The sequence below is a fragment of the Akkermansia sp. RCC_12PD genome (assembly GCF_036417355.1).
GTDB lineage: Bacteria > Verrucomicrobiota > Verrucomicrobiia > Verrucomicrobiales > Akkermansiaceae > Akkermansia.
Genome location: NZ_CP143889.1, coordinates 170,828 through 196,353 on the forward strand (window position 1 = coordinate 170,828; position 25,526 = coordinate 196,353).

Annotated in this window: 21 protein-coding genes; 18 read left to right on the plus strand and 3 right to left on the minus strand. The window is 59.2% G+C overall.

The genetic code is table 11. From position 1 onward, the window contains the following. Window positions 1-4: 4 nt before the first annotated feature. Window positions 5-1,618 (minus strand): putative Na+/H+ antiporter, encoded by a 1,614-nt coding sequence (locus V3C20_RS00630; protein WP_161981659.1) that lies wholly within the window; start codon window positions 1,616-1,618, stop codon window positions 5-7. A gap of 226 nt (window positions 1,619-1,844) precedes the next feature. Here V3C20_RS00630 and V3C20_RS00635 point away from each other — a divergent pair, with 226 nt between their 5' ends. The 14 genes from V3C20_RS00635 (at window position 1,845) to V3C20_RS00700 (ending at window position 18,348) form a co-directional block, all read left to right on the plus strand. Beyond that, window positions 1,845-3,266: a polysaccharide deacetylase family protein gene (locus V3C20_RS00635; protein WP_161981341.1), complete on the plus strand. Its 1,422-nt coding sequence runs from the start codon at window positions 1,845-1,847 to the stop codon at window positions 3,264-3,266. Between the two features lie 663 nt (window positions 3,267-3,929). Then, window positions 3,930-5,174 carry an NADH dehydrogenase (quinone) subunit D gene (gene nuoD / locus V3C20_RS00640; RefSeq protein WP_130083411.1) on the plus strand — a complete coding sequence of 415 codons (1,245 nt, stop codon included), beginning with the start codon at window positions 3,930-3,932 and terminating at the stop codon, window positions 5,172-5,174. A gap of 48 nt (window positions 5,175-5,222) precedes the next feature. Continuing rightward, window positions 5,223-5,804, plus strand: a complete 582-nt coding sequence (locus tag V3C20_RS00645; RefSeq protein WP_130083410.1) for an NAD(P)H-dependent oxidoreductase subunit E — start codon at window positions 5,223-5,225, stop codon at window positions 5,802-5,804. A 30-nt stretch (window positions 5,805-5,834) separates the two neighbouring features. Then, window positions 5,835-7,235: an NADH-quinone oxidoreductase subunit NuoF gene (nuoF, locus tag V3C20_RS00650; protein ID WP_130083409.1), complete on the plus strand. Its 1,401-nt coding sequence runs from the start codon at window positions 5,835-5,837 to the stop codon at window positions 7,233-7,235. Between the two features lie 48 nt (window positions 7,236-7,283). Continuing rightward, window positions 7,284-9,020 carry a molybdopterin-dependent oxidoreductase gene (locus V3C20_RS00655; RefSeq protein WP_238623792.1) on the plus strand — a complete coding sequence of 579 codons (1,737 nt, stop codon included), beginning with the start codon at window positions 7,284-7,286 and terminating at the stop codon, window positions 9,018-9,020. A gap of 35 nt (window positions 9,021-9,055) precedes the next feature. Continuing rightward, the gene (locus V3C20_RS00660; RefSeq protein ID WP_130083408.1) at window positions 9,056-10,324 is read left to right on the plus strand and encodes a complex I subunit 1 family protein; all 1,269 of its coding nucleotides are present in this window, start codon (window positions 9,056-9,058) and stop codon (window positions 10,322-10,324) included. 30 nt (window positions 10,325-10,354) lie between these two features. After that, the gene (locus V3C20_RS00665; RefSeq protein WP_130083407.1) at window positions 10,355-10,918 is read left to right on the plus strand and encodes an NADH-quinone oxidoreductase subunit I; all 564 of its coding nucleotides are present in this window, start codon (window positions 10,355-10,357) and stop codon (window positions 10,916-10,918) included. A 36-nt stretch (window positions 10,919-10,954) separates the two neighbouring features. Further along, on the plus strand, window positions 10,955-11,881 hold the full coding sequence (locus tag V3C20_RS00670) for an NADH-quinone oxidoreductase subunit J (RefSeq protein WP_130083406.1): 927 nt from the start codon (window positions 10,955-10,957) through the stop codon (window positions 11,879-11,881). 26 nt (window positions 11,882-11,907) lie between these two features. Beyond that, window positions 11,908-12,225 carry an NADH-quinone oxidoreductase subunit NuoK gene (nuoK, locus tag V3C20_RS00675; protein WP_067571636.1) on the plus strand — a complete coding sequence of 106 codons (318 nt, stop codon included), beginning with the start codon at window positions 11,908-11,910 and terminating at the stop codon, window positions 12,223-12,225. A 24-nt stretch (window positions 12,226-12,249) separates the two neighbouring features. After that, complete coding sequence (gene nuoL / locus V3C20_RS00680) at window positions 12,250-14,082, plus strand: NADH-quinone oxidoreductase subunit L (RefSeq protein WP_130083405.1); 1,833 nt, start codon at window positions 12,250-12,252, stop codon at window positions 14,080-14,082. 21 nt (window positions 14,083-14,103) lie between these two features. Continuing rightward, window positions 14,104-15,528: an NADH-quinone oxidoreductase subunit M gene (locus V3C20_RS00685; RefSeq protein WP_130083404.1), complete on the plus strand. Its 1,425-nt coding sequence runs from the start codon at window positions 14,104-14,106 to the stop codon at window positions 15,526-15,528. A 46-nt stretch (window positions 15,529-15,574) separates the two neighbouring features. Beyond that, on the plus strand, window positions 15,575-16,957 hold the full coding sequence (locus V3C20_RS00690; RefSeq protein WP_130083403.1) for an NADH-quinone oxidoreductase subunit N: 1,383 nt from the start codon (window positions 15,575-15,577) through the stop codon (window positions 16,955-16,957). A gap of 348 nt (window positions 16,958-17,305) precedes the next feature. Continuing rightward, entirely contained in the window at window positions 17,306-18,193 is an 888-nt protein-coding gene (locus tag V3C20_RS00695) for a DUF3472 domain-containing protein (protein WP_130083402.1), read from the plus strand. Window positions 18,194-18,195: 2 nt separating this feature from the next. Next, on the plus strand, window positions 18,196-18,348 hold the full coding sequence (locus V3C20_RS00700; RefSeq protein ID WP_153812542.1) for a hypothetical protein: 153 nt from the start codon (window positions 18,196-18,198) through the stop codon (window positions 18,346-18,348). 129 nt (window positions 18,349-18,477) lie between these two features. Here the strand turns inward: V3C20_RS00700 and V3C20_RS00705 are convergent, their stop codons facing one another. After that, complete coding sequence (locus V3C20_RS00705; protein ID WP_130083401.1) at window positions 18,478-18,951, minus strand: hypothetical protein; 474 nt, start codon at window positions 18,949-18,951, stop codon at window positions 18,478-18,480. Between the two features lie 4 nt (window positions 18,952-18,955). Continuing rightward, window positions 18,956-19,501, minus strand: a complete 546-nt coding sequence (gene sufT, locus V3C20_RS00710) for a putative Fe-S cluster assembly protein SufT (protein WP_130083400.1) — start codon at window positions 19,499-19,501, stop codon at window positions 18,956-18,958. Between the two features lie 329 nt (window positions 19,502-19,830). Here sufT and V3C20_RS00715 point away from each other — a divergent pair, with 329 nt between their 5' ends. From V3C20_RS00715 to rsgA, 4 genes are all read left to right on the plus strand, one after another. Beyond that, entirely contained in the window at window positions 19,831-21,606 is a 1,776-nt protein-coding gene (locus tag V3C20_RS00715; protein WP_130083399.1) for a SurA N-terminal domain-containing protein, read from the plus strand. A gap of 152 nt (window positions 21,607-21,758) precedes the next feature. Further along, window positions 21,759-23,117, plus strand: a complete 1,359-nt coding sequence (locus tag V3C20_RS00720) for an MFS transporter (protein ID WP_130083398.1) — start codon at window positions 21,759-21,761, stop codon at window positions 23,115-23,117. Between the two features lie 486 nt (window positions 23,118-23,603). Beyond that, the gene (locus tag V3C20_RS00725) at window positions 23,604-24,383 is read left to right on the plus strand and encodes a class I SAM-dependent methyltransferase (protein WP_130083397.1); all 780 of its coding nucleotides are present in this window, start codon (window positions 23,604-23,606) and stop codon (window positions 24,381-24,383) included. Then, a complete protein-coding gene (gene rsgA, locus V3C20_RS00730; RefSeq protein WP_130083396.1) occupies window positions 24,380-25,435 on the plus strand; it encodes a ribosome small subunit-dependent GTPase A in 1,056 nt (351 codons plus the stop codon). The genes V3C20_RS00725 and rsgA overlap by 4 nt, the downstream gene beginning before the upstream one ends. Window positions 25,436-25,526: the final 91 nt, after the last annotated feature.

A 25,526-nucleotide genomic window follows, 5' to 3' on the forward strand; every position in this document is an offset into this window, starting at 1 on the left:
GCGTTCAATGGCCGAAACAGGTGAAGAAGATGAACACGATCGCCGTGGGAAGGGCCGCCCACGTGAACAGCCACAGGGGATTGATTCCCTTGAAGTATTTGCCCAGAATGGCCTGCCCCGCCGGATTGGGGGCGTTGGCAATCACCGTCAGGCCGCCGCCCGTCACGGCGCCGGCCACCACGGAATATTTGACGGCCTCCGGCAGGTTGGGAACGGTGGAAGCCAGGAAGGTGACGGCGGCATTGTCGTTGAACGCCGTCAGCAGGGTGGCGCCGATCATGGCGTAGTCCCCCAGGCGCGTCAGCACCGGTTCCAGCCACCAGGCCTGCACCCCGCCCAGGATCACCAGGCCGGCCAGGAAGAAGCCCACCATCATCGGAACGCGCAGGGACATCTGGTTCTGGTACTGCGGCGTGGCAACCGTAAAGCCGATGAAGAAAAGGAAACTGCCGATGAACATCACCGGTTCATGGGAGAAGAGCACCGTCCAGGTCAGGAAGCAGACATGCGCCAGCGTCACCCACACGGGAATCCGGTCATTGCGGTCTTCCCAAGACTGGGGGATGGCGTCGTCAAACTCACTGAATTCGCGCTGCTGGGTGGCCAGACGGGCGAATTCCTTGCGGAACATCAGGAAATAGATCAGGTTGGATATGATGATGGCACACACGGCTTTCCAGCCGAAATGCTGGATCATGTGCGCCAGGCCCCAGTCCCATTTTTCCGCAACCATCACGACGGGAGGGGCGGCAAAGTGAGTCAGGGTTCCGCCGATGGAGATGTTCACGAACAGCAGGCCCAGCGTGGCATACATCAGGGAGCGCTTCGGCTTGAGGTCATAGAATTTTTTGCTCAGGATCAGCGCGCCGATCGTCATGGCGGCCGGCTCCGTGATCAGGGAACCCAGCAGGGGGGCCAGGCACATGACGGAAATCCACCAGGCCCCGGGAGTGGCCTTCCCCAGTCTGGCGCCACAGTTGACTACGGATTCCGCCAGCTTGAAGATGGGGCGGGAGGAAGCGATGATCATGATGATCATCACGAACATGGGCTCCGTGAACGAACAGTCGTAATTCAGATAAGCTGAAAAGTCTTCAAAGGAATAGTATTTCCAGCACACGAACATGAAGGGGATAATCCAGATGCCGAACACGGCTTCCACTTCCCCCAGGAAATGAAAGATGGCGGAGGCAAAGGAGACCGGCAGCCGTTCTTCCGGATGCATCACGCGGAAGTTGGATTCCTTCAGCTTTTCCTTGTAGCGCAGGGCCAGCTTGTGGGAGTAGCGTTCAAAGCGCCCCGCCAGGAACGTATGTATGATGGCGCCCAGGAATACCAGCGTCACGGCCAGGTTGAAGCCGCCGGACTGTTCGTTGCGTTCGCTCAATACCTGGGACAGGCTGGCGTCCGGGGGCATCTGCTTGTACTGGCTGAGCGGAATCGGGAAATGGCTGTATTGGGATTCTCCTCCAATTTCCGTGGCGGGATAGGCGGGCTCCGCCGCACGCACGGCAGCCTCTCCCGCTCCGGCGGCCATGAAAAAGACGGCTGCCGCCACTGCGGCAAGCCGACCAAAACGGAGTGTCAGAGCTTTGGTAAAATGACAAATGCTGCTCATGTCTGCGCACAGACTAAACATGTCCACTTTTTTGAGCGAGCGGAAAATGAGTCTGCACGCTTTTTAAGGAGAGCATGCCCGGAAAACGGAAAAATCCGCAGAGAGAGAACGGGCAGTGAAACGAAAAGGAACGGCTGTCATGCCTGCCGGAGTTTAAGATTGAACAGGACTCTCAAAAATAGTAGTTGCAGATATGCGCTCCGCCCTTGGTTTTCTTTCCGTTCTCATGATCTCAGCCGGTGTCGCCTGTGCGGAGCTTCCGCCCGAACTGCCTCCCATGACACCCCTGCCGCTCGCACCCGGACCAGTGACGGGCGGCACCATCAAGGGGGACCCCGCAGCAGGCATCGTGCCCGTCCGGGAACTGATCGAAGCCAACCGCAGGGATGAAGATATTCCCATGGCCGAGCCCATCCCCGGAGAAACGGCGACTCCGTCCGCGCCGGACGAATCCATCCCGAATGCGGAACCCATTCCCGGGGAGACGCACCTCCAGCTCCCGCCCCAGGGCTCCCCTTCCATTCCGCCCTCCGCCTTTTCTCCCGTTCCCGTCCCTCAGCATGAAACACGGGTGGCCATCCTGGGCTACCATGATTTCAGCCGCACGCTGCCCGCCACGGAGATGCGCATGAATACGGACACGTTCCGAGCCCAGATGCAGGCGCTGAAAACCGCAGGCGTGCCCATCATTACCATGAAGGATTTCCTGGACTGGAAACTGGGCGACAAGCAACTGCCCGCCAAGTGCGTCCTGATCACCATTGACGATGGATGGAAGAGCGTTTACACGGACGCCTACCCGATTCTCCGGGAAATGAAAATCCCCTTCACCGTTTTCCCCTACACCAAGTTCATCACAGGCCGCGGGTCCGCCATGAGCCGGGAACAGATTCAGGAAATGCTGAACAACGGAGCCACTCTGGGCAGCCATTCCGTCAGCCACCTGTACCCCAGGTCCTGGCGCGCAGCCCAGAGAAAGGGCACGCAGGCCGTCTTGGACCTGGCCGCCAGGGAAATAGGGGAATCCAGGAAAATTCTCCAGGAGAGATTCCCCGGTTCCGACGTGGAAGCCTATTGCTACCCGGGCGGTTTCGTTCTGCCGGAGATGATCACCAAGGCGGAGGAAGCCGGCTTCCGGGCGGCGTTTACCGTCATTCCCAGAAAAGTGACCAAGGACACGGACCGCTGGAGAATTCACCGTTACATGGTGTTCGGCAAGGATCCCAAGACGTTCACCAGAGCCGTGAATTTCAATACTCCCAGCGCGCCGGAGACGCCCTCCCCCGCCCCCGCAGGCCATGAACAGGGGCTGGGGTCCTATCCGGCGCCCTCCCAGCCCGTCTTCCCGGCGGCCAACACCGTGGTCCGCAGCCAGAATCCGGACATTTCCATTTCCCTTGCACGGGAACCGCAGCTCAATCCCAAGGACATGGAGATGCGCGTCTCCGGCTTCGGCTTGGTAAATGCCAAATATGACGCCAGGGAAAAAGTCCTGAAATGGACACCCTCCCGTCCCCTGCGCGTCAGCCCGGTCACCGTCCAGGTACGGTGGAAGGTTCCCGGCGGCAACATCTGGCAGACGGCCACCTGGCAATTCGGGATTGCGGAGCAGGAAATGCACTTCATTCCCGGAAACCTCGTCAAATGACAGACTCCGCGCACGGCGTGTCCGCCGGAAAGGCAACGCAACCCCGCCGGAGAAAAGGTTGAAGGCCGCCTCCTTTGCCGATTAACGTTCCGGATTTACGCCAACGGATAGAGTCTGGAAAAGAAAAGCCGTTCCCGACCGCCGGCAAGGCCTCCCCCCCGCACGGCTTTTGGTCTGCCCTGCCGGAAAAATCCCGGCTTTCCGGAAACGGAAGACATCTCTTTTTCCGGTCCCAAAACTGGCAAGGACAGGCAAAGAGCAAATTCACCTTTCTCCCTTTGCCGCTCAAACTCTTGCAAAGGAAGAAATACCCCTTCCCTTCCGGAAAACGGCGACCTCGCAACGGTCTTGTAAAAAACTCTTGTAAAAAACGGGATGGCTTTGCCGATTCATCGAATGCTTGCTCCCTTTCCCGCCGGAAAGGAACCGCTCCATGCCGCAAGGACATTCCGGATTTCCAATCCCCCCTCCCTGTCGCGCCATTACTCTTTCGCTCCCCGGCGCATTCCGTTGCTTCCCTCTCATGTTAGTTTAAACTAATTCTATATTAGGTAAAAAGACATGACGAAAAGACCAAGAAATCTTACATTTGGCTTGCCCGAAGGGTGCGAAGTGGCATAATCATCCGGCACCATTATCAGGTTCAGCCAGGCAGGACATTCCATGAACACGAGCACCAAAACCTTCACCGTTGCAGATACAGCCGCCAACGCCGATTATCTCACCAATACATCCGAACCGCTCGGAGAAACGATGACCCTGAACGTGGGCCCCTCCCACCCCGCCACCCACGGCGTGCTCCGCCTGGTTCTGGAACTTGACGGCGAAGAAATCATCAGCTGCGATCCCGTAGTGGGCCACCTGCACCGCGGCATGGAGAAGATCGGGGAGACGATCCAGTACAACCAGTTCGTCCCCTACACCGACCGTTTTGACTACCTGGCCCCGCTGTCCAACAACATCGCCTACGCCTGCGCCGTGGAAAAGCTGATGGGCTGGGAACTTCCGCCCCGCGGCCAGGCCCTGCGCGTGCTCGCCCTGGAGCTTTCCCGTTTTTCCTCCCACATTCTGGGAGTGGGCGTGTACGCCATGGACGTAGGCGCCATGACCGTGTTCCTGTACTGCTATGAGGAACGTGAAAAAATCCACAACTTTTACGAACAGCTTACGGGCGCGCGCTTCACGTCCTCCTACACCCGCATCGGCGGTCAGACGCGCGACGTACCGCAGGAAATGCTGAAGGAAGTGCTCGCCTTCTGCGACCAGGCGGAAAAGACCGTTGACGAAACGGAAGCCCTGCTGCTCAAGAACAAAATTTTCATCGACCGCCTCCAGGGCGTGGGCATCATTCCCCGTGAAAAGGCCCTTTCCTGGGGCCTTACCGGAGCCAACCTGCGCGCCAGCGGCGTCAAGCGCGACCTGCGCAAGACCAATCCCTACCTGGGCTACGAACAGTACGAATTCGATATCCCGATCGGCGAACACGGAGACTGCTACGACCGTTTCACCATCCGCATTGAGGAAATGCGCCAGTCCCTGCGCATCATCCGCCAGGTGGTCGCCACCATGCCGGAGGGACCCATCAACGTGGTGGACAAGAAAGGCACGCTTCCGCCCAAGGAAAAAGCGCTGACGGACATGGAATCCCTGATCCGCCAGTTCATGACCACCACCATGGGCGTGAACGCCCCCGCGGGCCAGGTTTACTTTGCCGCGGAAAACCCGAAGGGAGAGCTGGGCTTCTTCCTGGATTCCAAGGGCGGTGGTCTTCCCAACCGCCTGCGCATGCGCTCCCCCTCCTTCTGCAACCTTTCCATCCTGCCGGAGCTTCTGCCGGGGCACCTGGTTTCCGACGTTCCGGCCATTCTCGGCTCCTTTGACTTCGTGATGGGCGAATGCGACCGCTAACACGAACCCGCACCTTTTCCGCCAACCTTAACACATATTTCCATTCCCATGTCCGATTACGCTGAAAACGCCATTGACGCGCTCATCGCCCATCATCCCAGCCCCGGCGAACAATTCTACCCGGCCTTTGAAGCCACGCCGGAACTTGATGCCGCCGCAAGCGAATACATCACGCATTATCCGGAGGGCAAACAGCAATCCGCCGTTCTCCCCATTCTGCATGAGATTCAAAAGAAATTCGGCTACATCAGCGCGGACGCCATCACCTGGACGGCGGAAAAACTGGGACTCACCCCTGCCCACGTGCTGGGCGTGGTCACTTTCTATCCCGGCCTGCGCCAGACCTGCCCCGGCAAGAACCACATCCGCGTCTGCCGCACGCTTTCCTGTGCCATGGCGGGGGCGGACAGCCTCTTCAACACCATCTGCACGCGCCTGGGAATCGACAAGAGCAGCATCGACCACCACCACCCCATCGGCGTCAGCCCCTCGGGCCTGTGGAGTGTGGAAGGCGTGGAATGCCTCGCCAACTGCGGATTCGGCCCCAACATGATGGTCAACGACATCCTGTATGAAAAAGTCACGCCGGAACTGCTGGAGGAAGTGATCCTCAAATACCAGAACGCCTAATTTTCCCCACCACGCACCAGATCACCCGCCATGAGCATTACCTATCTTCCCGGTAAAGAGCCCCATCCCAGGGAAACGCGCCGCATCCTTAAAAACATCAACCGCGAAGGGTGGAACACGTCCATTGACTGCTACCTGGCCGACAGCGGCTATGAAGAGTTGAAAAAGGCGCTCGGCATGGAGCCGAAGGCCGTCATTGACGAGGTGAAGAAATCCGGCCTGCGCGGCCGCGGCGGCGCGGGCTTCCCCACCGGCGTGAAGTGGACCTTCATTCCTCCGAACAACACGAAGCCCGTCTATCTGGTCTGCAACTGCGACGAATCCGAACCCGGCACCTTCAAGGACCGCTACATCGTCCACCAGGACCCCCACCAGCTCATTGAGGGGATGGTTATTTCCAGCTACGCGGTGGGCGCCCACCTGGCGTACATCTACATGCGCGAGGAATTCCCCATCGCCGCGGAAACCATGCTCAAGGCCCTGCAGGAGGCGCGCGAACGCGGCTTTCTGGGCAAGAACATCCTGGGGTCCGGCTACGATCTGGAAATCCACCTGCACCGCGGCGCGGGCGCCTACATCTGCGGTGAGGAAACGGCCCTGCTCAATTCCCTGGAAGGCGTGCGCCCCTATCCCCGCATCAAGCCCCCCTATTTCCCGGCCGCCATCGGCCTGTACGGCTGCCCCACCATCGTGAACAACGTGGAATCCCTGTGCCAGGTGAAGCACGTCATCGCCATGGGCGGCGAAGCCTACGGACAGGAAGGCGCCAAACGCTCCCCCGGCACGCGCATCATCGGTGTCTCCGGCGACGTGCAGCGCCCCGGCTATTATGAAATCGTTTCCGGTTCCATGACCTTCGGCGAACTGCTGTACGACGTCTGCGGCGGTCCCCGTGAAGGCCGCGAATTCAAGGCGGTCATTCCCGGCGGCTCCTCCTCCAAGGTCATGCGCACGGACGTGGAGTACAAGACCCGGAATCCGGACGGCACCACGGGCAAAATCTCCTTCTTCGACATCCCGCTGGACCTGGACAGCATCGCCCAGTACGGCTCCATGTCCGGTTCCGGCGCGGTCATCGTCATGGACGACTCCCGCTCCATGCCCTGGGCGCTGAACAACATCAACCGCTTTTACGCCCACGAATCCTGCGGCCAGTGCACCCCGTGCCGCGAAGGATGCCCGTGGATGATGAAGCTCAGCACGCGCATTCTGGAAGGCAAGGGCGCCCCCTCGGACGTGGACCTCCTCATCCAGGTAGCCAACCAGATTGAAGGCAAGACGGTCTGCGCCTTTGGGGAAGCCGCCTCCTGGCCCACCCAGGCCATGGTCTCCAAGTTCAAGGAGGAATTCGTGGCCCTGACGGATCCCTTCAACGCCTGCCTGCCCCATTCTGCGGAAGGCAGGGAGCAGCGCCGCTATTTCATCCGGTAACCGCACCACGTCCCCAGTTTCAATTCCATTCCCTCCCATCACGTCATCATGAGCGAAGAAGCTTACAAACTCCCCAAAGACGCCGCTGCCGCGGAAGGCAAGGTGAACGTCCAGATCAACGGCACGTGGTACCGTTTCCCGCGCGGCACCAGGATTGCAGACGCCTGCCGCTCCGTGGGCGTACCGATTCCCTGCTTCTGCTACCATCCCAAGCTGGCCGTCGTCGGCTCCTGCCGCATGTGCCTGGTGGAACAGGGCATGCCTCCCAGGCTGGCTCCGGGGCAGACTCCCTCCTACGACGAACAGGGTTTCCAGCCCATCCAGTGGATGCCCCGCCCCATCATCTCCTGCGCGAACACGGTAGCGGAAAACATGGGCGTACGCACGGACAGCCCGCTGGCGGCCGAGGCGCGCCGCGGCGTGCTGGAATTCCTGCTCACCAGCCACCCGCTGGACTGCCCCATCTGCGACCAGGCCGGGGAATGCAAGCTTCAGGAATACTCCAACGACTACGGCCAGATTGAAGGCCGCTACGAGGAAAAGAAAACCAAGAAGGGCAAGAACCTCAGCATCGGCCCGCGCGTCAATCTGGACCAGGAACGCTGCGTGCTCTGCGGCCGCTGCGTGCGCTTCATGCGCGACATCATGCACGACGAAGTGCTCACGATGTCCCAGCGCGGCACGTACAACGCCATCACGGTCTATCCCGGCCGGGAACTGGACAGCAACTATTCCCTGAACACCGTAGACCTTTGCCCGGTGGGCGCCCTGACCTCCAAGGACTTCCGCTTCAAGATGCGCGTGTGGTTCCTGAAGGAGACCAAGACCATTGACGTGGACTGCGGCACCGGCACCAACATCACCCTGTGGACCAGGGAAGACCGGGTGTACCGCATCACCCCGCGCCCGAACGACGCCGTGAACTCCTGCTGGATGCCGGACTCCCACCGCCTGAATTACAAATACATCAATTCTCCCCAGCGCATCCCGCAGCCCGTGATCCGCACGGACGCCGGAGCTCCCCACCGCCCGGCCACCTGGGAACCGGCCCTGGCTTCCGCCGCGGAAGCCTTCAAGCGCATTTCCCCGGACAAAATCGCGATCATCGCCTCCGGACGGATGACCAATGAAGAACTTTACATGGTGCGCCACCTGGCCGCCCAGATCGGCACGGACAAGGTGGACATCGTACTCCGCACGGGGGAAAGCGACGGAATGCTGATTTCCGCAGACCGCAACCCAAACACGAACGGCGCGAAGCTGGTGCTGGGCATCGACCCCGGTTCCAGACTGGACGCCATCCGGGAAGGAGTGCGCAACGGCTCCGTCAAGGCCGTCCTCGCCCTGGGGGAAGACCTCACCGCTCCGGAAGCCGGATTCACGCCGGAAGACCTCAAGAAGCTGGACTACCTCTTCATGATCGCCCACAGCGCCAATGAAACGGGCCGCCATGCGGACCTGGTGCTCCCCGGCGTCACCTATGCCGAAAAATTCGGAACCATGATCAACGTGGCGGGCCGCATCCAGCGCCTTAACCGCGCCATCCGGCCCGTGGGCTATTCCCGCGACGACTGGCAGATCCTGAGGGACATCACTGTGGCCCTGGGCGGCAATCCCGCCCTGAAGGACTTCTCCTCAGCCCTGGATATCCTGACGGTCATGAGCACCGAATACAAGGCGCTGAACGGCCTTACCTGGGGTTCCATCGGAGACGGCGGCCTGCCCATTCTGGAAACGGGCGTCACCATTCCCATGGTGGAACGCGAAAGGAACCAGCCCCGCTAACAACACTTCACACGCATACAACCCGTTAATCCGCCATGATTGATTCGATTCTAACCTTCTGCGACGAGGTGCTCAGCAACCCCATCTGGTTCTACGTCATCACCCTGCTGATCAAGATCGTCATCTGCTTTGCCATCACCATCCTGTTCATTCCGATCTGCGTGTACATCGAACGCCGGGTGGCCGCCTGGATCCAGGACCGCGTGGGCCCCAACCGCGCCGGCATCCCGCTGAGCATCTTCCGCCGCTTCGGCATGAAGTCCGACCTGCCGTTCAAGAAGACGCTGGACTACTTCGGCCTGCCCCACGACGGCAAGATCGCCAACCTGTGCCGCTTCTTCCGCCTGGACCGGGACATTCCCATCTTCGGCCTCGTCCAGCCCATGGTGGACGGCGGCAAGCTGTTCCTGAAGCAGGACTTCACGCCGCCCTTCGTGCGCCGCGTCTATTTCTGGATCGCCCCGATGCTGGTGCTTGCCCCGCCGCTGATGACGGCCGCCGTCATCCCCTTTGCCGGAGACCTGCACACCTCCTACGGCAATGTGAACATGGCCGTGGCCAACCTGAGCGTGGGGCCGCTGTGGGTGTTCGCCATCTCCTCCCTTTCCGTGTACGGCCTGGTGCTGGCGGGCTGGTCCTCCAACTCCAAGTTCCCGTTCCTGGGCGGCGTGCGCTCCTCCGCGCAGATGATCTCCTATGAAATCAGCATGGGACTGTCCATCATCCCCGTTCTGATGATTTACAGCACGCTGGACCTGTCCAACATCGTGGAATACCAGGCGGCCAACGGCTGGCTGCTGCTTCCCGTGTGGGGAGAGGGCCTGAGCTGGCAACGCTGGATTCTGCTGGTGCCCGTGGCCATCAGCTTCCTCATCTTCCTGACTTCCATCTTCGCGGAAGCCAACCGCACCCCCTTCGACATGTCCGAATGCGAGACGGACCTCGTGGGCGGCTATCACACGGAATACTCTTCCATGAAGTTCGCGCAGTTCTTCATGGGCGAATACGCCGCCATGGTGGTGGGCTCCTCCCTGGTCATCACGCTCTTCCTGGGCGGCTGGTCCATCGGCTTCGGCCTGGACGGCTGGCTGAACGAACACGTCGCCAACTGGGTGGCGGTGCTCTGCCAGCTGATTGCCTACGTGCTCAAGCTCCTCTTCTTCGCCTTCTTCTTCGTCTGGGTGCGCTGGACGCTGCCCCGCTTCCGCTATGACCAGGTGATGAAGCTCGGCTGGATGGTCTTCTTTGAACTGGCCGTCATCAACATCTTCATCACGGCCGCCATCCTGTACTTCGTCAAGTAAACCAACCCTTTATCCCGATACACAAATATTATGGCCTTCAAAACGATCAAGCGCCCGAAGATTTCCCTCGGAGAGCGGTTCTACTTGCAATCCATCCTGGGCGGTCTGTGGATCACCATCAAGCACCTGGCCCTGGCTCTGGCGGGCAAGTCCCGCAACAAAAAGGAACTGGCCGGCTCCGGAATCGGCGTCACCATGCAGTACCCGGAATTCCGCTGGGACAAGCACCTGCCTCCCTATTACCGCGGCTATCCCGTGCTGGTGAAGGGCGAGGACGGACGCGAACGCTGCGTCTCCTGCCAGCTCTGCGAATTCATCTGCCCCGCCCGCGCCATCACCATCACGCCCGGCGCCGTCAAGGAAGGCGACTGGGACAAGGTGGAAAAAGCCCCCAAGGAATTCGAGATCGACATGCTCCGCTGCATCTACTGCGGCATGTGCGAGGAAGCCTGCCCGGAACAAGCCATCTTCATGAGCCAGGACTACCTGCTCACCCCTACGGACCGGACGCAGTCCATCCACAACAAGGCCAGGCTTTACGAACTGGGCGGCACCCGCAAGGGGCTGGTCAACAAGTGGAACCAATACAAATAACACACCCCGAACTCTTCACTCCACATTCTGCACGTTATGAACATTTTTGCCAGTGACATACTCTTCTACGTCTTCGGGGCCCTGGCCGTGATCCTGTCCCTAATGGTCGTCTTCATGCGCAACCCCGTTTCCTCCGCCATGATGATGGCCCTCTCCTTCGGGGCGACGGCCGCCGTCATGATCGGTCTGGGCGCCCACTTCCTGGGCATTCTGCAAATCCTCGTGTACGCCGGGGCTATCATGGTTCTCTTCGCGTTCATCATCATGCTGCTGAACGTAAAGCTGGAAACCTCCCCCTTCCGGCGGCCCGTTTCCGTCGCCGTGGGCGTCATCATCGCAGGGCTGTTCCTCGGCCAGCTCATCGGCATCATCTACTCCCTGCCCGGCGCGAAGGATTGCGGCCGCTGTCCGATGGCCAGCGCGGAACAGGCCTGGAACGACTTGAAGATCGGACAAAACGAGGCTAACGAAGCTACGGAATGCAACGCTGGCGTGGCCTGCGGATTGCGCGCCTCGACTTCCGCTTTTACAAATGCTGAAATCGACCGCCTGATCAACAACGGCCAGCAACAAGGAAACGTGGAATCCGCCCAGGCTCCGGGAGCAGCCGCATCCGGCAAGCACGGCGTCAACGGCCTTCCTCTCGACAAAATCGCCATCTGCGGACAGAAGCAAAGGAACTATGCCTTTTCCGGAAACTCCATTGACTGTTTATTGTTGAGTTCATCTATCCAGGCCCCCCGGATCACCCTTCCTCCGCTTTCCCCCAAATGTTCCGCGCATCTTTATCCGGAAGGCACCACCATCCGGGCGGAGATCAACAACGGGGAATTCCCGGATACCGCCCTGCTGGGCCGCACCCTGTTTGACAAGTACAACCGCACGCTGGTCATCGCAGGGCTGGCCCTGCTGGTGGCCTCCATCGGGGTCGTGGTCCTGAGCCGCCGCCCCTCCGGCAAATAACGAACATCTCAACACAGCCAATCATCATGATACCTCTTACGCATTATCTGATCCTCTCCGGCATTCTGTTTGCCATCGGCCTGGTGGGGGTGATCGTCCGGCGCGACATCATCGTCATTTTCATGTGCCTGGAAATGATGCTCAGCGCGGCCAACCTTTCCCTGGTGGCCTTCTCCCGGGCCCAGGGCTCCATGGGACTGCCCAACTATGACGGCCAGTCCCTGTCCATCTTCGTCCTGACCATCGCCGCGGCGGAAGTGGCCATCGGCCTGGCCCTGATCGTTTCCCTGTACCGCGCGCGGCGCACGGCCAGCACCCAGGACCTTCATACGCTGAAAGACTAAGAGCAACCCGAACCTCACACGAACATGTTAGACATCGACATCCAATATACCTGGCTCCTGCTCTTTCTGCCCCTGGTCGTGGCGGCTTTCAACTGGTTTTTCCTGACAAAGCGCGCGAACGTGGCGGCCCTCACCTCCACCTTCTCCTGCCTGGTCACCTTCGTTCTTTCCCTGGCCCTGCTGGACAAGACCGGAACGGATGCCTTCACCTGGCTTTCCATTTCCAGCGTCTTCTCCATTGACCTCGGCTTTGTGCTGGACCCCCTCTCCACGCGCATGATGCTGGTGGTCACGGGCATCGGCCTGCTGGTGCATATCTTCTCCCTCGGATACATGGCGGACGACAAGGCCAAGGCCCGCTACTTCGCCTGCCTGAGTCTGTTCATGTTCTCCATGACGGGCATCGTCCTGGCCAGCAACATCGCCATGACCTTCATCTTCTGGGAGCTGGTGGGCCTTTCCTCCTACCTGCTCATCGGCCACTGGTACACCAGGTCCGCCGCCGCGGACGCCGCCAAGAAGGCCTTCATCTGCAACCGCGTGGGGGACTTCGGCTTCCTGATCGGCATCCTGACCCTCTGGGCGCTGACCAATACGCTCAATTTCAGCCTGATGGAAATGCCCGCCGGCATCAGTGAAACCCTGCTGAACATCACGGTGCTGTGCCTGTTCTGCGGCGCGGTGGGCAAGTCCGCCCAGTTCCCGCTGCACGTGTGGCTGCCGGACGCCATGGAAGGCCCCACCCCCGTTTCCGCCCTGATCCATGCCGCCACAATGGTCGCCGCCGGGGTGTACATGATGGTGCGCGTCCAGCTCTCCATCGGCGTGGAAGCGTTCCCCTCCCTCTCCTGCGACGTGATCGCCATCATCGGCGCTATCACGGCCATCATCGCCGCCTTCATGGCAACCCAGCAAAACGACATCAAGCGCGTGCTGGCCTATTCCACCCTGTCCCAGCTCGGGTACATGGTCATGGCCCTGGGCCTGCTGGCCGGGGAAGCGGCCATGTTCCACCTGTTCACCCACGCCTGGTTCAAGGCGCTGCTCTTCCTCGGCGCGGGCGCCATCATCTTCGCCTGCCACCATGAGCAGGACATCTGGAAGATGGGCGGCATCATGAAGCGCATGAAGCTGACCTCCCTGACCTTCATCATCGGCACCATGGCCCTGATCGCCATTCCGTTCACGTCCGGCTTCTTCTCCAAGGAAGCCATCCTGGAAGCCGCCTTGCACAAAAACCCGGTGTTCTTCTGGATCGGCGGCGGCGTGGCCCTGCTGACCACCTTCTACATGATGAGAGTCATCTTCGTGGTCTTCTTCGGCAGGGAACGCAGCCACAGCGCGGAACATGCGCGGGAAGTGGGCGGCGTCATGCTCATTCCCCTGCTGATCCTGGCCGTGCTCGCTGTCATCTCCGGCTACGGCTTCATCGCGGACAGGCTGGTTCCCTTCAACGGTTTTGCAGTAGCGGACTTCCACATGGAAATGCCCTTCTACGTATCCATGGGCGCCCTCGTCCTGGGCATTCTGCTGGCTGCCGTCTTTTATGCGGGCTCTCCGGCTTCCGACAAGCTCTCCGGCAACGCCGTCTCCCGCGCCCTCGCCAACCGGCTCTACATCGACTGGTTCTACGACAAGGTGCTCGTTAAAGGCGTGCAGGGCATTCTGGCCTCCATCATCGACTTCATCGACCAGTTCATCATTTCCGGCCTCATCGTGGGCGGCCTGGCCCGGCTGACCGCCGCCGTCGGCTCCCTGCTCCGCCGCCTGCAGTCCGGCAACATGGCCGCCTACACGGTTCTGTTCGGAGTCGGCCTGCTTCTGGTCATTTACTTCACCGTCTTCTATTCCTGCTAACCTCCCAACCAATCACACACCATGCTTATCTGGCTTGTTCTCATTCCTCTGATTGCCTCAGCCCTCATCGGTCTGTGCAAGGCGCCCGCGCGCCCGACGGCCCTGCTCAGCGCAACGCTGACGCTGGCCCTGGGCATCTGGGCCCTGGTTAGCTTTGACGACTGCGCTTCCTGCTGGTCCCGCTTCCAGGGGCTGGATCTTCAACTGACCCTGGCCCCCGCCATGGCCAAGGTGATGCTGCTGCTGACCATCCTGGTCACCTTCGCCACGGTTCTGGGCACCAATCCTCCCAAGGGAGGGGAAGCTTCCTGGTACAACTCCGCCCTGCTGATCTCCGCGGGCGCCACCGGCGCTTTCCTGTCCAACAACATTATTTCCTTCTTCGCCTTCCATGAACTGGCGCTGATCCCCACCTTCGTGATGATCGGCCTGTACGGCAGGGGGGACAAGCGCACCACCGCCTGGCGCGCCACCCTGTACCTGGGGCTGGCCTCCATGGTGCTGCTCGCGGCCCTGCTGATGATCGGAACGCAGGCCGGGTTCACCTTCTCCGGCCTCCAGGACTTCATCCAGAACGGACAGCCCCTGGAAAATGCGGAACTGATCGGCGCCCTGCTGATCGCCGGATTCGGCACCCTGATCTCCCTGTTCCCGTTCCATTCCTGGGCGGCACCCGCCTATGCCTCCGCCCCCGCCCCGGTGGCGATGATGCACGCGGGCGTTCTGAAAAAATTCGGCCTGTACGGCCTGTTCATGTTCCAGCCCCTGATGGAAGCGGGCTTCCTGCCCTGGACGAATATCCTGCTCGTCCTGCTGGTGTGCAACGTGATCTGGGTGGGCTACGTGACGGTGAACCAGAAGCGGCTGGACCTGCTGCTGGGCAACTCCTCCGTGATGCACATGGGCTACATCTTCCTGGCCTTCGCCGCCCTGATCGTATCAGGTTCCGCGGAAGCCAACCCCTGGGCCGTGAAAGGAGCGGCCCTGCTGATGCTGGCCCACGGCCTTTCCATCGCCCTGCTCTTCATGCTCTGCGGCCAGATTGAAAAGCAGACCGGCACGCTGGAAATCAATTCCCTGGGCGGCCTGGGAACCAGGCTGCCGCGCATGGCCTTCGTCTTCGGCCTGGCAGGCATGGCCTCCATCGGCCTCCCCGGCCTGGCGAACTTTCCGGGCGAGTTCATGGTCTTCTTCTCCGGTTTCTCCGGGTTCGAGAACGGCTTCGGCCCCGTGCAGTTCGCCACGATCCTCTGCCTGTGGGGCCTGGTCATCGGCGCCGTGTACATGCTGAGGGCCTACCGCAACATCTTCCAGGGCGACCTGTCCAAGGCCGCCGCCTACGCGACGGAACTGCTGCCCGCCGAACGCGCGGCCAATTACTTCCTGGTCATCACCCTGGTCGTCTTCGGCTTCCTGCCGGACCTGGTTCTCCAATTCTTCTCCTGATCATCCCCTGAATACAATCCAAGCTTAACCTGATCTTCTTTTACCCATGCAAGCGTACATTCCGGAATTCATCCTAGCCGGCCTGGCGATGATCCTGCTCCTGGCTGAAACCTTCTTCAAGAAGGCTCCCAAATTCGTCTTCGGCCTGATCGGGGCGGCGGGCGCCCTGGCGATGCTTCCCTTCTACATGGAAAGCCTCTACGCCAATACCTACATCATCCTGGCCCTGGTCGCCACGGCGATAACCCTGCTTCTTTCCGTGGACTTCCGCGCTGTCATCAACCTGTCTTCCAACGACTCCAAGACGCAGGACGGCACCGGGGAATTCTATATCCTGCCCCTGCTCGCCTGCGTGGGGATCACCTCCCTGTGCAAGGCCGCCAACCTGGTGGAACTCTTCGTTTCCCTGGAAGTGCTCACGCTGAGCTCCTTCATCATGGTGGGCTATTTCCGCCGGAACCTCGGCTCCACGGAAGCGGGCATCAAGTACCTGATTCTGGGAGCCGTCAGCACGGGCTTCCTCGTCTTCGGCCTAGCATGGTACTTCGGCATGACTGGCACCTTTGAATACAACCACGCCATCGTCATGGCCGCCCTTTCCGGACAGACGGCACCGGGCATGTTCTTCGCCCTGGCCCTGCTCCTGCTCGGCACTGCCTTCAAGATCGGCGCCGTTCCCATGCAACTGTGGATTCCGGACGTGTACCAGGGCGCACCCACCCCGGTGACGGCCTTCCTCTCCGTAGCGTCCAAGGTGGCGGGCTTCGCCCTGCTGAGCATCATCCTGGCGCCCTTCGCCGGCATTCCCGCCGTCCAGTTCGTCATCGCCCTGATGGCCGCGACCACGCTGCTGGTGGGTAACCTGGGAGCCATTCCCCAGACCAACCTGAAACGCCTGATGGGGTATTCCTCCATCGCGCAGGCCGGCTTCATCCTGCCCCTCTTCATCGGCACGTTGAAGGGGCAGCTGGCGCCCAACGCGCCCTTCTACCTGGCGGTGTATCTGGTCATGACCTTCGGGGCCTTCTTCGCCCTCGCCATGATCCGCACCCAGCGCGGCAGCGAGGAAATCTCCGCCTTCCGCGGCCTGGGCAAAACCAATCCCCGCCTGGCCCTCGCCATCACGATCATGTTCGCCTCCCTGGCAGGCGTTCCGCTGACGGCCGGCTTCTTCGCCAAAATGATCTCCTTCGTCCACGTCATCAACACGGGCCTGTACCTGAACTGGATGCTGCCCATCATGATCATCTGCGCCGCCGCAGGTTTCTACTATTACTTCAAGGTTATCCGCTCCATGTACTGGGACAAGCCGGAAGAAGGCATGGAAGCCGTGCAGGTGCCCGTCATCTCCGGCGTGATGCTGGCGGCCTTCTCCGTCTTCATCGTGATCGGCGGCCTGATGCCCCTGTTCATCAACCCGATCCGTTAAAAAAACTTCCTTCCGTTCATCATCCTGTGAAGGCCGCTTCCGCATCCTGCGGGGCGGCCTTCCCTTTCTTCCTCCGCCGGGAACGCCGCAACCTTTTGAAATGGCTGGAAGGAATGGAGCGGAAACGAATGAAATGTTTGACGGCTTTCCAGTCATAAAATTTTCATTGCCGGAAAAACCCGCGTCTTCTCCATCTTCAGACGGCGCACCATGCCGGAAAAACCCTGAAAAAACGGAAAGACGTGAGAGATTGAATAAAACGAAAACGTAATTAGTCCGTACTAACCATGCACCGCGGAGCGCCCGAACGGACGTGCCCGGAGCAAACCGTCAACACCAATCATTCCCATGCGTCTTTTTTCCGCAACAGCCGTCGTCTGCGCCTCCCTGCTTGCCGCAGTATCATTCGTCCACGCCCAGTCTCCTGAAGTCCTGGCGAAGCGGCAGTGCCGCTCCGTGCATATCAGGCAGGACGGCCATCCGGCCCAGGCGGCCGCCCTGTACAACGAGGTGAAGGCCCGTACCTCCGTTCCCGGCACTTATTTCTGCGCCATGAACTTTGACGACGGCTACATTGGCTTCCAGGAACAGTCCAACGGCAGGAAAGTGATTATTTTTTCCATCTGGGACCCGGTTCCCCACGGAGACAACCCCAACAGCGTCCCGGAAAAAGAACGCACCAAGCTGCTGAAGCTGGGAGAAAACGCCAGGGCCGGACGCTTCGGCGGCGAGGGGACGGGCGGCCAGAGCTTTGTAGATTATCCCTGGGAAGTGGGGGAAAACATGCGCTTTCTCGTCTGCATCAAAAAAATGGGGGCGTTCAAGGAAATCAGCGGCTTTTATTTCAACAACAAGACCAACTCCTGGGACCTCATTTCCAAGTGGAAAACCCATTCCTCCAAGAAGGAACTTTCCTACTCCGTAGGGTTTGTGGAGGATTTCATGCGCAATTTTGAATCCGCCAAGAAAGCGCGCGGCGCGTTCTTCGGTCCCGGCTTTGCGTACAAGGACGGCAAATGGTTCCCCAGCACCGGCGTTACCTTTACGGGCGACCCCACCCCCTCCACCAACGTCATGGCGGAAATCCAGCCGAACGGTTCCGTCCTTCTCCAGACGGGCGGAGAAACGGTGATGACGGATTTCAAACTGTTTGAAAGCCGTCCCCTGCCGCAGGATATAAAACTTGCACCGCCCGGTGAAGACGTCACCCGGCTCGTGCAGGAGCACACAAAATAATTATGTCCCTTACCGGCTGGCTTACCATGATTTTTTCCATCAGCGGCGTTCTGATCGCCGCTGTATGGGCTTATTATAAAGTGCTCTCCACTCCCCGGGAGACGGAACATCTGCTCAGTCCCACCCCTCCCCTGCCGGAAGACCCGGACCAGTAAACCAGCCAATACGGGAATCAAGAAACAGATCATTTCCAAATGCTCGGCGCTCCATGCGCGGAGATTCGCAAAAGAGGGCTTTTCACATATGTGAGACGCCCTCTTCTTCTAACGGGAAAAAAGGCAGCTTTACCCGTCTGAAGGAGGCAGGATGAAGCCCAGGCGATCAATGCCGTATCTGGCGCATTCCTGCCACAGGGATTTTTCCAGGGCTTCCGCGGTATGGCGGCGCTCTTCCTCGGACATGTTTTCAAAGTATTCCGGCCCCAGGTGTTCGCTGATGGCCTTGTCCGCCATGCGCGTCACCAGGTCTGCCCAGAAAATGTTGTCCCGGTATTCGTCCAGGCAGTCCTGGTAAAAGGCGTTTTCCTCATATTCCCGAGTGAAGGCATAGGCACCCAGATCCTCCGCGTAAGCAATGCAGCCTTTCAGCCTGGGTGTTTCCGACAAGTTCTCCATCAGGCGGGAGATGAGCTTTCCCCACGCCACCAGGCTTCCCTCCGCACCATCCTGCTGGTTGGCGGCGGCTACGGCGGCGGCGGTAGAAAGCATTTCCGCCAGATGCCGCGCCTCTTCGTCGGATAATTTCAGAGTCACCGGCATGGGGTCAAATCAGTCCGAGTTTCATTTTCCCTTCCTCGCTCACCATTTCCTGGTTCCAGGGGGGATCCCAGACCATGTCCACATCCGCGGCTTCCACGCCTTCCAGGGCTTCAATGCGGTCCTTGGCCTCCATCACCAGATGGGGGCCCATGCCGCAGCCGGGGGCAGTGAGGGTCATTTTCACGGCCACGTGATGCAGGCCGTTTTCCAATTCCGTCACGGTTACATCGTAAATCAGGCCCAGGTCCACAATGTCCACGGGGATTTCCGGGTCGTAAATGCATTTGAGCGTGTCCCAGACGCGTTCCTCAAGCGTGGCGTTCTCGTCCAGACCGGTCGTTTCCGGGGAATTTTCCACGGGCTCGGCGCCCAGCGCGTCCGCGTCTTCCCTGGAAATGCGGGCCAGGCCGTAGTCTGTAGCCACGGTATAGGTGCCTCCCAGAATCTGGGTGATGTACACGCGCTCCCCCTCCGGCAGGGTAAGCACATCCCCGCTGGGGATTTGCACCGCCGTCACTTCTCTTTTGAGTTCTACTACCTGGTTCAACATAAATCCTTGCGTTTAAAAGGCCGTCCGGCTGCGGACACGCTCCGCGCTCCGCGGAAAACAGCGGCAGGACGGCTCTGGGCCGCCCGGCAGCGCCTGTGCACGGAGAGCATACGGCGTATTTGCACTACCGTCTAGGTCAAATACTGTTCTGCCCACGCCGGGAACATTCTTCATGACAGGAAAGCGCATGCCGCAATGTTTTGGAAAAGCCGCCGGAAGCGGAAAGCTTCGTACTTGCCTACACGTATGAAAAGGTGTAAAAGGTCCGGGCTGTCCAGACTGCCGTCAGTCCGGGACCGGTGACACACGCATATTCAACATCATATTCCATGTTAGATTTTTTACGCAAACATACAATCGTCATCATGGCGGCCATGGCCCTGGTGTTCGTGGGCCTCATGTTCATCGGTGGGGACGTAAGCGGCGGTTCCCTGTCCGGCATGTTCAAGCAGACTTTCGTAACCGTGGACGGGAAGTCCTACGGAGAGAAGGATTACGTCAATATGGGCCACACGGGCCTCAGCATGGCCTATTCCTTTTCCTCCAGCTTCGGCCCCCTGGTTCAGAACAACTTTGCCACGGAACAGGATTTGCGGAATATCTGCTACCTGCTGAAGACCAGTGATCCCAATGCCGCCTTTCTGGCCTACCGCGGCATCATCCGCCGGGAGGCGGAACGCCTGGGCCTCACCCCCAGCAATGCGGAGATTGACGAGGCCATCTGCAACATCCCGGAATTTCTGAATGACAAGGGCGTGTTCGACCCCAAGAAGTATGACGATTTCATTTCCATGCGCGGCAATCAGGGCAAGAAGCTCCAGGAAGAAATCCTGCGCGGCCTGATGGGGGACACCATGAGCCTGGTGCGCATTCAGGACGTCGTGGCCGGCGGCATTGCCGTGGAATCCAATTTTGCCCAGGCCGTGGCGGAATCCGAAAACCAGCAGATCACGGTAAACACCGCCTTCCTGGAAAAGAACGCCTTCCGCCCCAAGACGGATCCCGGTGAAGAGGAAATCAAGACATTCTGGGACAAGCACAAGGAGAATTACAAGAATGAGGAAGCCCGCTTCTTCACCGTATACACCTTCACGCCGGAAGGAGACGCCAAGGCTCCCAAGCCCGGCGACATTTCCAACGCCACCATGGAAACCATGAACCTGGTGGAAAACGACATATGGGAACCCCTGAACGCCACCAACGGAAGAAACATGGACCAAGTCATCGGAGAAGCCCTGTCCAAGACTCCCAACGTGTGCAAGATGGAGAAAAAAACCTATGCGGCCGTTACCCGCAAGAACGCTCCGGAAGAAATCAACCGTCCCATCAACCAGTCCGCTTCCGATGGACGAAGCGCCACTCTTCTGGATGTGGTCTTTTCCCTGACCGGCGCAGCGCCCCTGCATGCGGATGCAGATGCCAAGGCCATTGAAGAAGCGCGCTCCAAGGCCGGAGCCGAACAGATCAGCACCATGCAGGTTCTGGAAGACGGACAGGTGGTTCTGGTGAAGCTGGAAGGCATTACCCCCGTGAAAGCCCTGCCTTACGAACTGGCGCGCAACAGCGCGCGGGCGGACCTGCTGGACACCATTACCGAGGAATCCCTGAACAAGGCAGCCTCCGAACTCAGGGCGGAACTGGACAAGGCCCCGGACGCCATTGAACAATTCAATGCCATTGCCTCCAAGGCAGGGGCGAAAACCGCCATTTACGGCCCATTCATCAATCCGAATATCCTCCTCAACAACATCTACAGCCAGAACGCGAAGAGCCCGGAAGAATTCCAGGCCATCATGGACAAGGCCATGAGCTCCCGCCTGGCTCCCCCCAAGGAACTCCCCGTTCCTCTGGAAGTTTTCGGAGCCAGCGCCCTCGTCAATCCCGGGAAAATGGCCCAGCCCATCGATACTGGAGACGGAATCCTCCTGGTCCAGCTGGTCAAGCGAGAACTGGAAGATACGCCTGAATTCCAGATTAAGGCCACGCAGCAATATGCTCCCGTCCTTTCAACCCAAGCCAGGGCCATGCTGATGATGGACTGGCTGAAAGCCTGCATTGCCAAGTACAAGGTGGAAATAGCCCCCATTGCCAATCAGCAGCGCTAACCTTCCCGGTCATGACTGCCGCCGTTTCGCATTCAGCCTCGGCCTGCGCGCGGCGCATGGCATCCCGGCACCGTTTTCATGATGGCCCTCTTCCAGGGGCCATCATTTTTATTGCCCTTTCCGGCACTTTCTGACAACCACCCCTTTCCCCCATGAACGCCCTTCCCTCCCAGTCCAGGTTCATCATCGGCACGGAAGCCTGCGAACGTTTCAGCTTCTACGGCATGAAATCCATCCTCATGCTGTACATGACGGGCCACCTACTGATGAGTGAAAACTGGGCCACCGCCACCCTCCACGTCTTCGCGGGAATGGTCTATCTGCTCCCCTTGGCGGGCGCATGGCTGGCGGACAAGGTATGGGGCCGATACAAGACCATTCTTTACATTTCCCTGCTTTACTGCGTAGGGCACGGCGTCCTGGCCACGGCGGACCTCTTCCACACCATTGAAGCGCGCCGTTACATCTTGATGGCGGGCCTGTTCATCATTGCGCTGGGCGCGGGAGGCATCAAGCCCTGCGTCTCCGCCTTCATGGGGGACCAGATTCCGAACAAATCCCCGCAGCTGATGACCAAGGCCTTTAATGCCTTTTACTGGGCCATCAACCTGGGCTCCTTCTTCTCCTTCCTGGTTATTCCGGCCATGGAACAGCATTACGGATACAGCTGGGCGTTTGCCGTTCCGGGCATTTTCATGGGCATTGCCACCTTCGTCTTCTGGCTGGGCCGCAAGAAGTACCACAGAACGCCGCCTGAACGCAACAACGGCCGCGCCGGCTTCTGGAAAGTGCTCTTCATCGTCCTGTTCCACGGGGGCTGGAAGAATGCCGAACAACGGTGCGGTCCAGCCTCCGTGGAGGATGCCCGGCATATCCTGAAAATCCTCTCCATCTTTGTCTTCATCATTCCCTTCTGGTCCATCTTTGAACAGACGGCCTCCTCCTGGGTGGCCCAGGGCAGCAGGATGATCCCCCTTTCCATCCCGCTCCCGGGCGGCGGAGACTGGTTTATCGGGCCGGCTCAAATCCAGGCGGCCAATCCCATTTTCGTGATGGTGTTCATTCCACTGATCACCGTATTTGTCTATCCGAAGGTGGTGACGCTGGCGCGGCCCCTGGTGCGTCTCGGAACGGGGCTGGCCTTGAGCTCCGTGACGTTCCTGATTGTCGCTTTCCTGCAATACAGGCTGGAGGGAGGCGCCTCCATGTCCATCGCGTGGCAGTTGATCCCCTACTGCGTGCTCACCATTTCCGAGATCCTGCTCAGCACCACCGGCCTCGAATTCGCCTACACGCAGGCTCCGCTGCATTTGAAAAGCGTCATCACCAGCTTCTGGAACCTCACCATCTTTGCAGGCAACATGCTGGTGGCCGCCATCACCTTCTTCCTGTCCAACGGAGAATCCGCCAACGCCATTTCCACGGACCGCTTCATCCTGTACGCCATACTGGCCGCCGTGGTGGCGGTGGCCTACTCCTTCCGGGCCCGCAGGTACGGGAAAACGGAATAGAGGGAAGCATCCCGCCGCGCGGGAAATGACGGGGTTTTCCCGGCTCCGGGGAACAGCGGACGCAATAATATCTTGAAAAAGACAGCCGGACTGTGCGAAATCAGGACACGGCCCGCCCATCCTGTCAGCGGGCATACTTTCGGGAAAGTATTGGAAATACAAATTACAGAAAAGATATGAGGCGAGCGGGCATTTGCCTCTGTTCCCCGCCTTACCGGAAAAACCGCTTCTGAAACAACCTGATCGGCAGCGCATTTCCAGTCCGGCACAAGACGATATATCTTTGCTTCATGGTTAATACTTCATTTAAATCGGCCTCGGTCTTGTAAACAACCGGTACGTTCCGCACCGGTTGTCCCCTTTTTGTTTGCTCCCGGATGATCCCTTCCGGGAGGAAGTTCCGTATTATAGGAATTTCAACGTTAATCTACCTGCCACGATGACGGCACCATTGTGCCCTCATGGCATACAACATGCATTAAATTAATGAGTAACAAAAATAAAACAATTCACGAATTCGATTTTAACTTCATCTGCGATTATTTTTCCCGCCTGGAACGGCAGGGCCCCGGCAGCCCGGAGGCCACCCTCAAGGCCCTCAGCTTCATTGACAATCTGACCGGACAATCCCGCATCGCCGACCTCGGCTGCGGCACGGGCGGACAGACCAGGATGCTGGCCGCACATGTTCAGGGAAGCGTTACGGGGCTTGACCTGTTCCCGGATTTCATCCGCATCTTCAACCGCCAGGCAACGCAGTCAGGCTTGCAGGACAGGGTAGAAGGCATCGTCGGTTCCATGGACAAGCTGCCCTTTGCAGAAGAAGAACTGGACCTGATCTGGTCGGAAGGGGCCATTTACAACATCGGCTTTGAACGGGGGCTGAACGAATGGCGCAAGTTCCTGAAACCGGGAGGCTACCTGGCCGTTTCCGAAAGCTCGTGGTTTACCGCGGAACGTCCGGAAGAGATTCACCGCTTCTGGATGGACATGTATCCGGAGATAGACACCATACCCAATAAGATAGCCCAGATACAGAGGGCCGGGTACGTGCCTGTCGCTTCCTTCATTCTGCCGGAAAGCTGCTGGACGGAGCATTATTACGCCCCGCAGCTTCCCGTGCAGGAGGCCTTCCTCCATCAATATCCCGGAAATGAAGCCGCCGCGGAATTAGTCGCATCCCTGCGCCATGAAGAGGAATTGTACCGCAGGTACAAGGAATTCTACGGCTACGTGTTTTACATCGCAAAAAAGACGGGACAATGATTGATTTAACAATTTACGGCTGGAATGACAAATTAGGCCGGCTCAAACGGGAATCAGCGTACAGCGCCCTGCCCCATGGCCGCATCGCCATCGTGCACAGAACGTGTTATGAGATCGTCTCTGAAAACGGAGTGTTCCAGTGCGAATTAAGGGGAAACATGATGTATGAACAATCAGCCTTTGAACTGCCCTGCACGGGCGACTGGGTGATTTTCCAGCCCTTTGATGAAACGAAAGGGATCATCGTCGATGTACTGCCCCATGAACGGACCCTGTACCGCAGGAAAAGCGGAACGGTTTCCGACAGGCAGGCGATCGCCTCTTACGTGGACAAGGCATTCATTGTCCAGAGCCTGGATGATAATTTCAATATCCGCAGGGCCGAGCGTTTCATGGTCCAGATATTGGAAGAAGGGATCAAACCCGTACTGGTGCTGAACAAGGCCGATCTAGGGTTTGACAGGCAAGGCATTGAAGAGCAGGTCACACACCTGGAGCGCCGGATGCCTGTATTTTTTACAAGCATTCATGACCCCCGGACGATTCTCCGGCTCCGGGAGTCCATCCCGCAAGGTGAAACGGTGGTGTTTGTCGGTTCTTCAGGCGTCGGGAAAAGTTCCCTGGTGAATGCGCTGTGCGGAAAACCGCTCCTGTCCACCTCCCATATAAGCTCCTCCACGGGTAAAGGACGGCACACGTCCACCCGCCGGGAAATGGTGTTAATGGAAGGCTCAGGCGTTTTAATAGACACTCCGGGCGTCCGAGAATTCGGCCTGGCGGTCGGCCAGCCCGGTTCTCTTGCAGAAGCGCTGGATATTTCCGACTTCGCGGCGGCATGCCGTTTCAAGGATTGCGGGCATATTCATGAACCCGGCTGCGCCGTCCTGGAAGCGGTGAACACCGGAATGCTGGACCGCGAGGTTTATGAAAGCTACCTGAAGCTCCGGCGGGAAGCGGAATACTTTTCCGCTTCGGAACATGAAAAGCGCAACAAGGGAAAATCCCTTTCCAGGCTCGTAGAGGAAGTGAAGAAGCGGAATTCCAAATTCTAACCTGCGTTGAAACGGTGCGGGCATTCCTGAAACGGGAATGCCCGCACTCTTGTTTTGCCCGCTATAACGGCCTATTCCGTATTCCAGTTAA

What these genes read in the sequence shown, in the direction of transcription:
- V3C20_RS00700 (WP_153812542.1), top strand. Translation starts at nt 18,196, where the DNA reads ATGTCCCTTACCGGCTGGCTTACCATGATTTTTTCCATCAGCGGCGTT.
- V3C20_RS00725 (WP_130083397.1), top strand. Translation starts at nt 23,604, where the DNA reads ATGAGTAACAAAAATAAAACAATTCACGAATTCGATTTTAACTTCATC.
- V3C20_RS00715 (WP_130083399.1), top strand. Translation starts at nt 19,831, where the DNA reads ATGTTAGATTTTTTACGCAAACATACAATCGTCATCATGGCGGCCATG.
- V3C20_RS00720 (WP_130083398.1), top strand. Translation starts at nt 21,759, where the DNA reads ATGAACGCCCTTCCCTCCCAGTCCAGGTTCATCATCGGCACGGAAGCC.
- V3C20_RS00665 (WP_130083407.1), top strand. Translation starts at nt 10,355, where the DNA reads ATGGCCTTCAAAACGATCAAGCGCCCGAAGATTTCCCTCGGAGAGCGG.
- nuoF (WP_130083409.1), top strand. Translation starts at nt 5,835, where the DNA reads ATGAGCATTACCTATCTTCCCGGTAAAGAGCCCCATCCCAGGGAAACG.
- sufT (WP_130083400.1), bottom strand. Translation starts at nt 19,501, where the DNA reads ATGTTGAACCAGGTAGTAGAACTCAAAAGAGAAGTGACGGCGGTGCAA.
- nuoL (WP_130083405.1), top strand. Translation starts at nt 12,250, where the DNA reads ATGTTAGACATCGACATCCAATATACCTGGCTCCTGCTCTTTCTGCCC.
- V3C20_RS00705 (WP_130083401.1), bottom strand. Translation starts at nt 18,951, where the DNA reads ATGCCGGTGACTCTGAAATTATCCGACGAAGAGGCGCGGCATCTGGCG.
- nuoD (WP_130083411.1), top strand. Translation starts at nt 3,930, where the DNA reads ATGAACACGAGCACCAAAACCTTCACCGTTGCAGATACAGCCGCCAAC.
- nuoK (WP_067571636.1), top strand. Translation starts at nt 11,908, where the DNA reads ATGATACCTCTTACGCATTATCTGATCCTCTCCGGCATTCTGTTTGCC.
- V3C20_RS00645 (WP_130083410.1), top strand. Translation starts at nt 5,223, where the DNA reads ATGTCCGATTACGCTGAAAACGCCATTGACGCGCTCATCGCCCATCAT.
- V3C20_RS00630 (WP_161981659.1), bottom strand. Translation starts at nt 1,618, where the DNA reads ATGAGCAGCATTTGTCATTTTACCAAAGCTCTGACACTCCGTTTTGGT.
- V3C20_RS00635 (WP_161981341.1), top strand. Translation starts at nt 1,845, where the DNA reads ATGATCTCAGCCGGTGTCGCCTGTGCGGAGCTTCCGCCCGAACTGCCT.
- V3C20_RS00695 (WP_130083402.1), top strand. Translation starts at nt 17,306, where the DNA reads ATGCGTCTTTTTTCCGCAACAGCCGTCGTCTGCGCCTCCCTGCTTGCC.
- rsgA (WP_130083396.1), top strand. Translation starts at nt 24,380, where the DNA reads ATGATTGATTTAACAATTTACGGCTGGAATGACAAATTAGGCCGGCTC.
- V3C20_RS00655 (WP_238623792.1), top strand. Translation starts at nt 7,284, where the DNA reads ATGAGCGAAGAAGCTTACAAACTCCCCAAAGACGCCGCTGCCGCGGAA.
- V3C20_RS00660 (WP_130083408.1), top strand. Translation starts at nt 9,056, where the DNA reads ATGATTGATTCGATTCTAACCTTCTGCGACGAGGTGCTCAGCAACCCC.
- V3C20_RS00670 (WP_130083406.1), top strand. Translation starts at nt 10,955, where the DNA reads ATGAACATTTTTGCCAGTGACATACTCTTCTACGTCTTCGGGGCCCTG.
- V3C20_RS00690 (WP_130083403.1), top strand. Translation starts at nt 15,575, where the DNA reads ATGCAAGCGTACATTCCGGAATTCATCCTAGCCGGCCTGGCGATGATC.
- V3C20_RS00685 (WP_130083404.1), top strand. Translation starts at nt 14,104, where the DNA reads ATGCTTATCTGGCTTGTTCTCATTCCTCTGATTGCCTCAGCCCTCATC.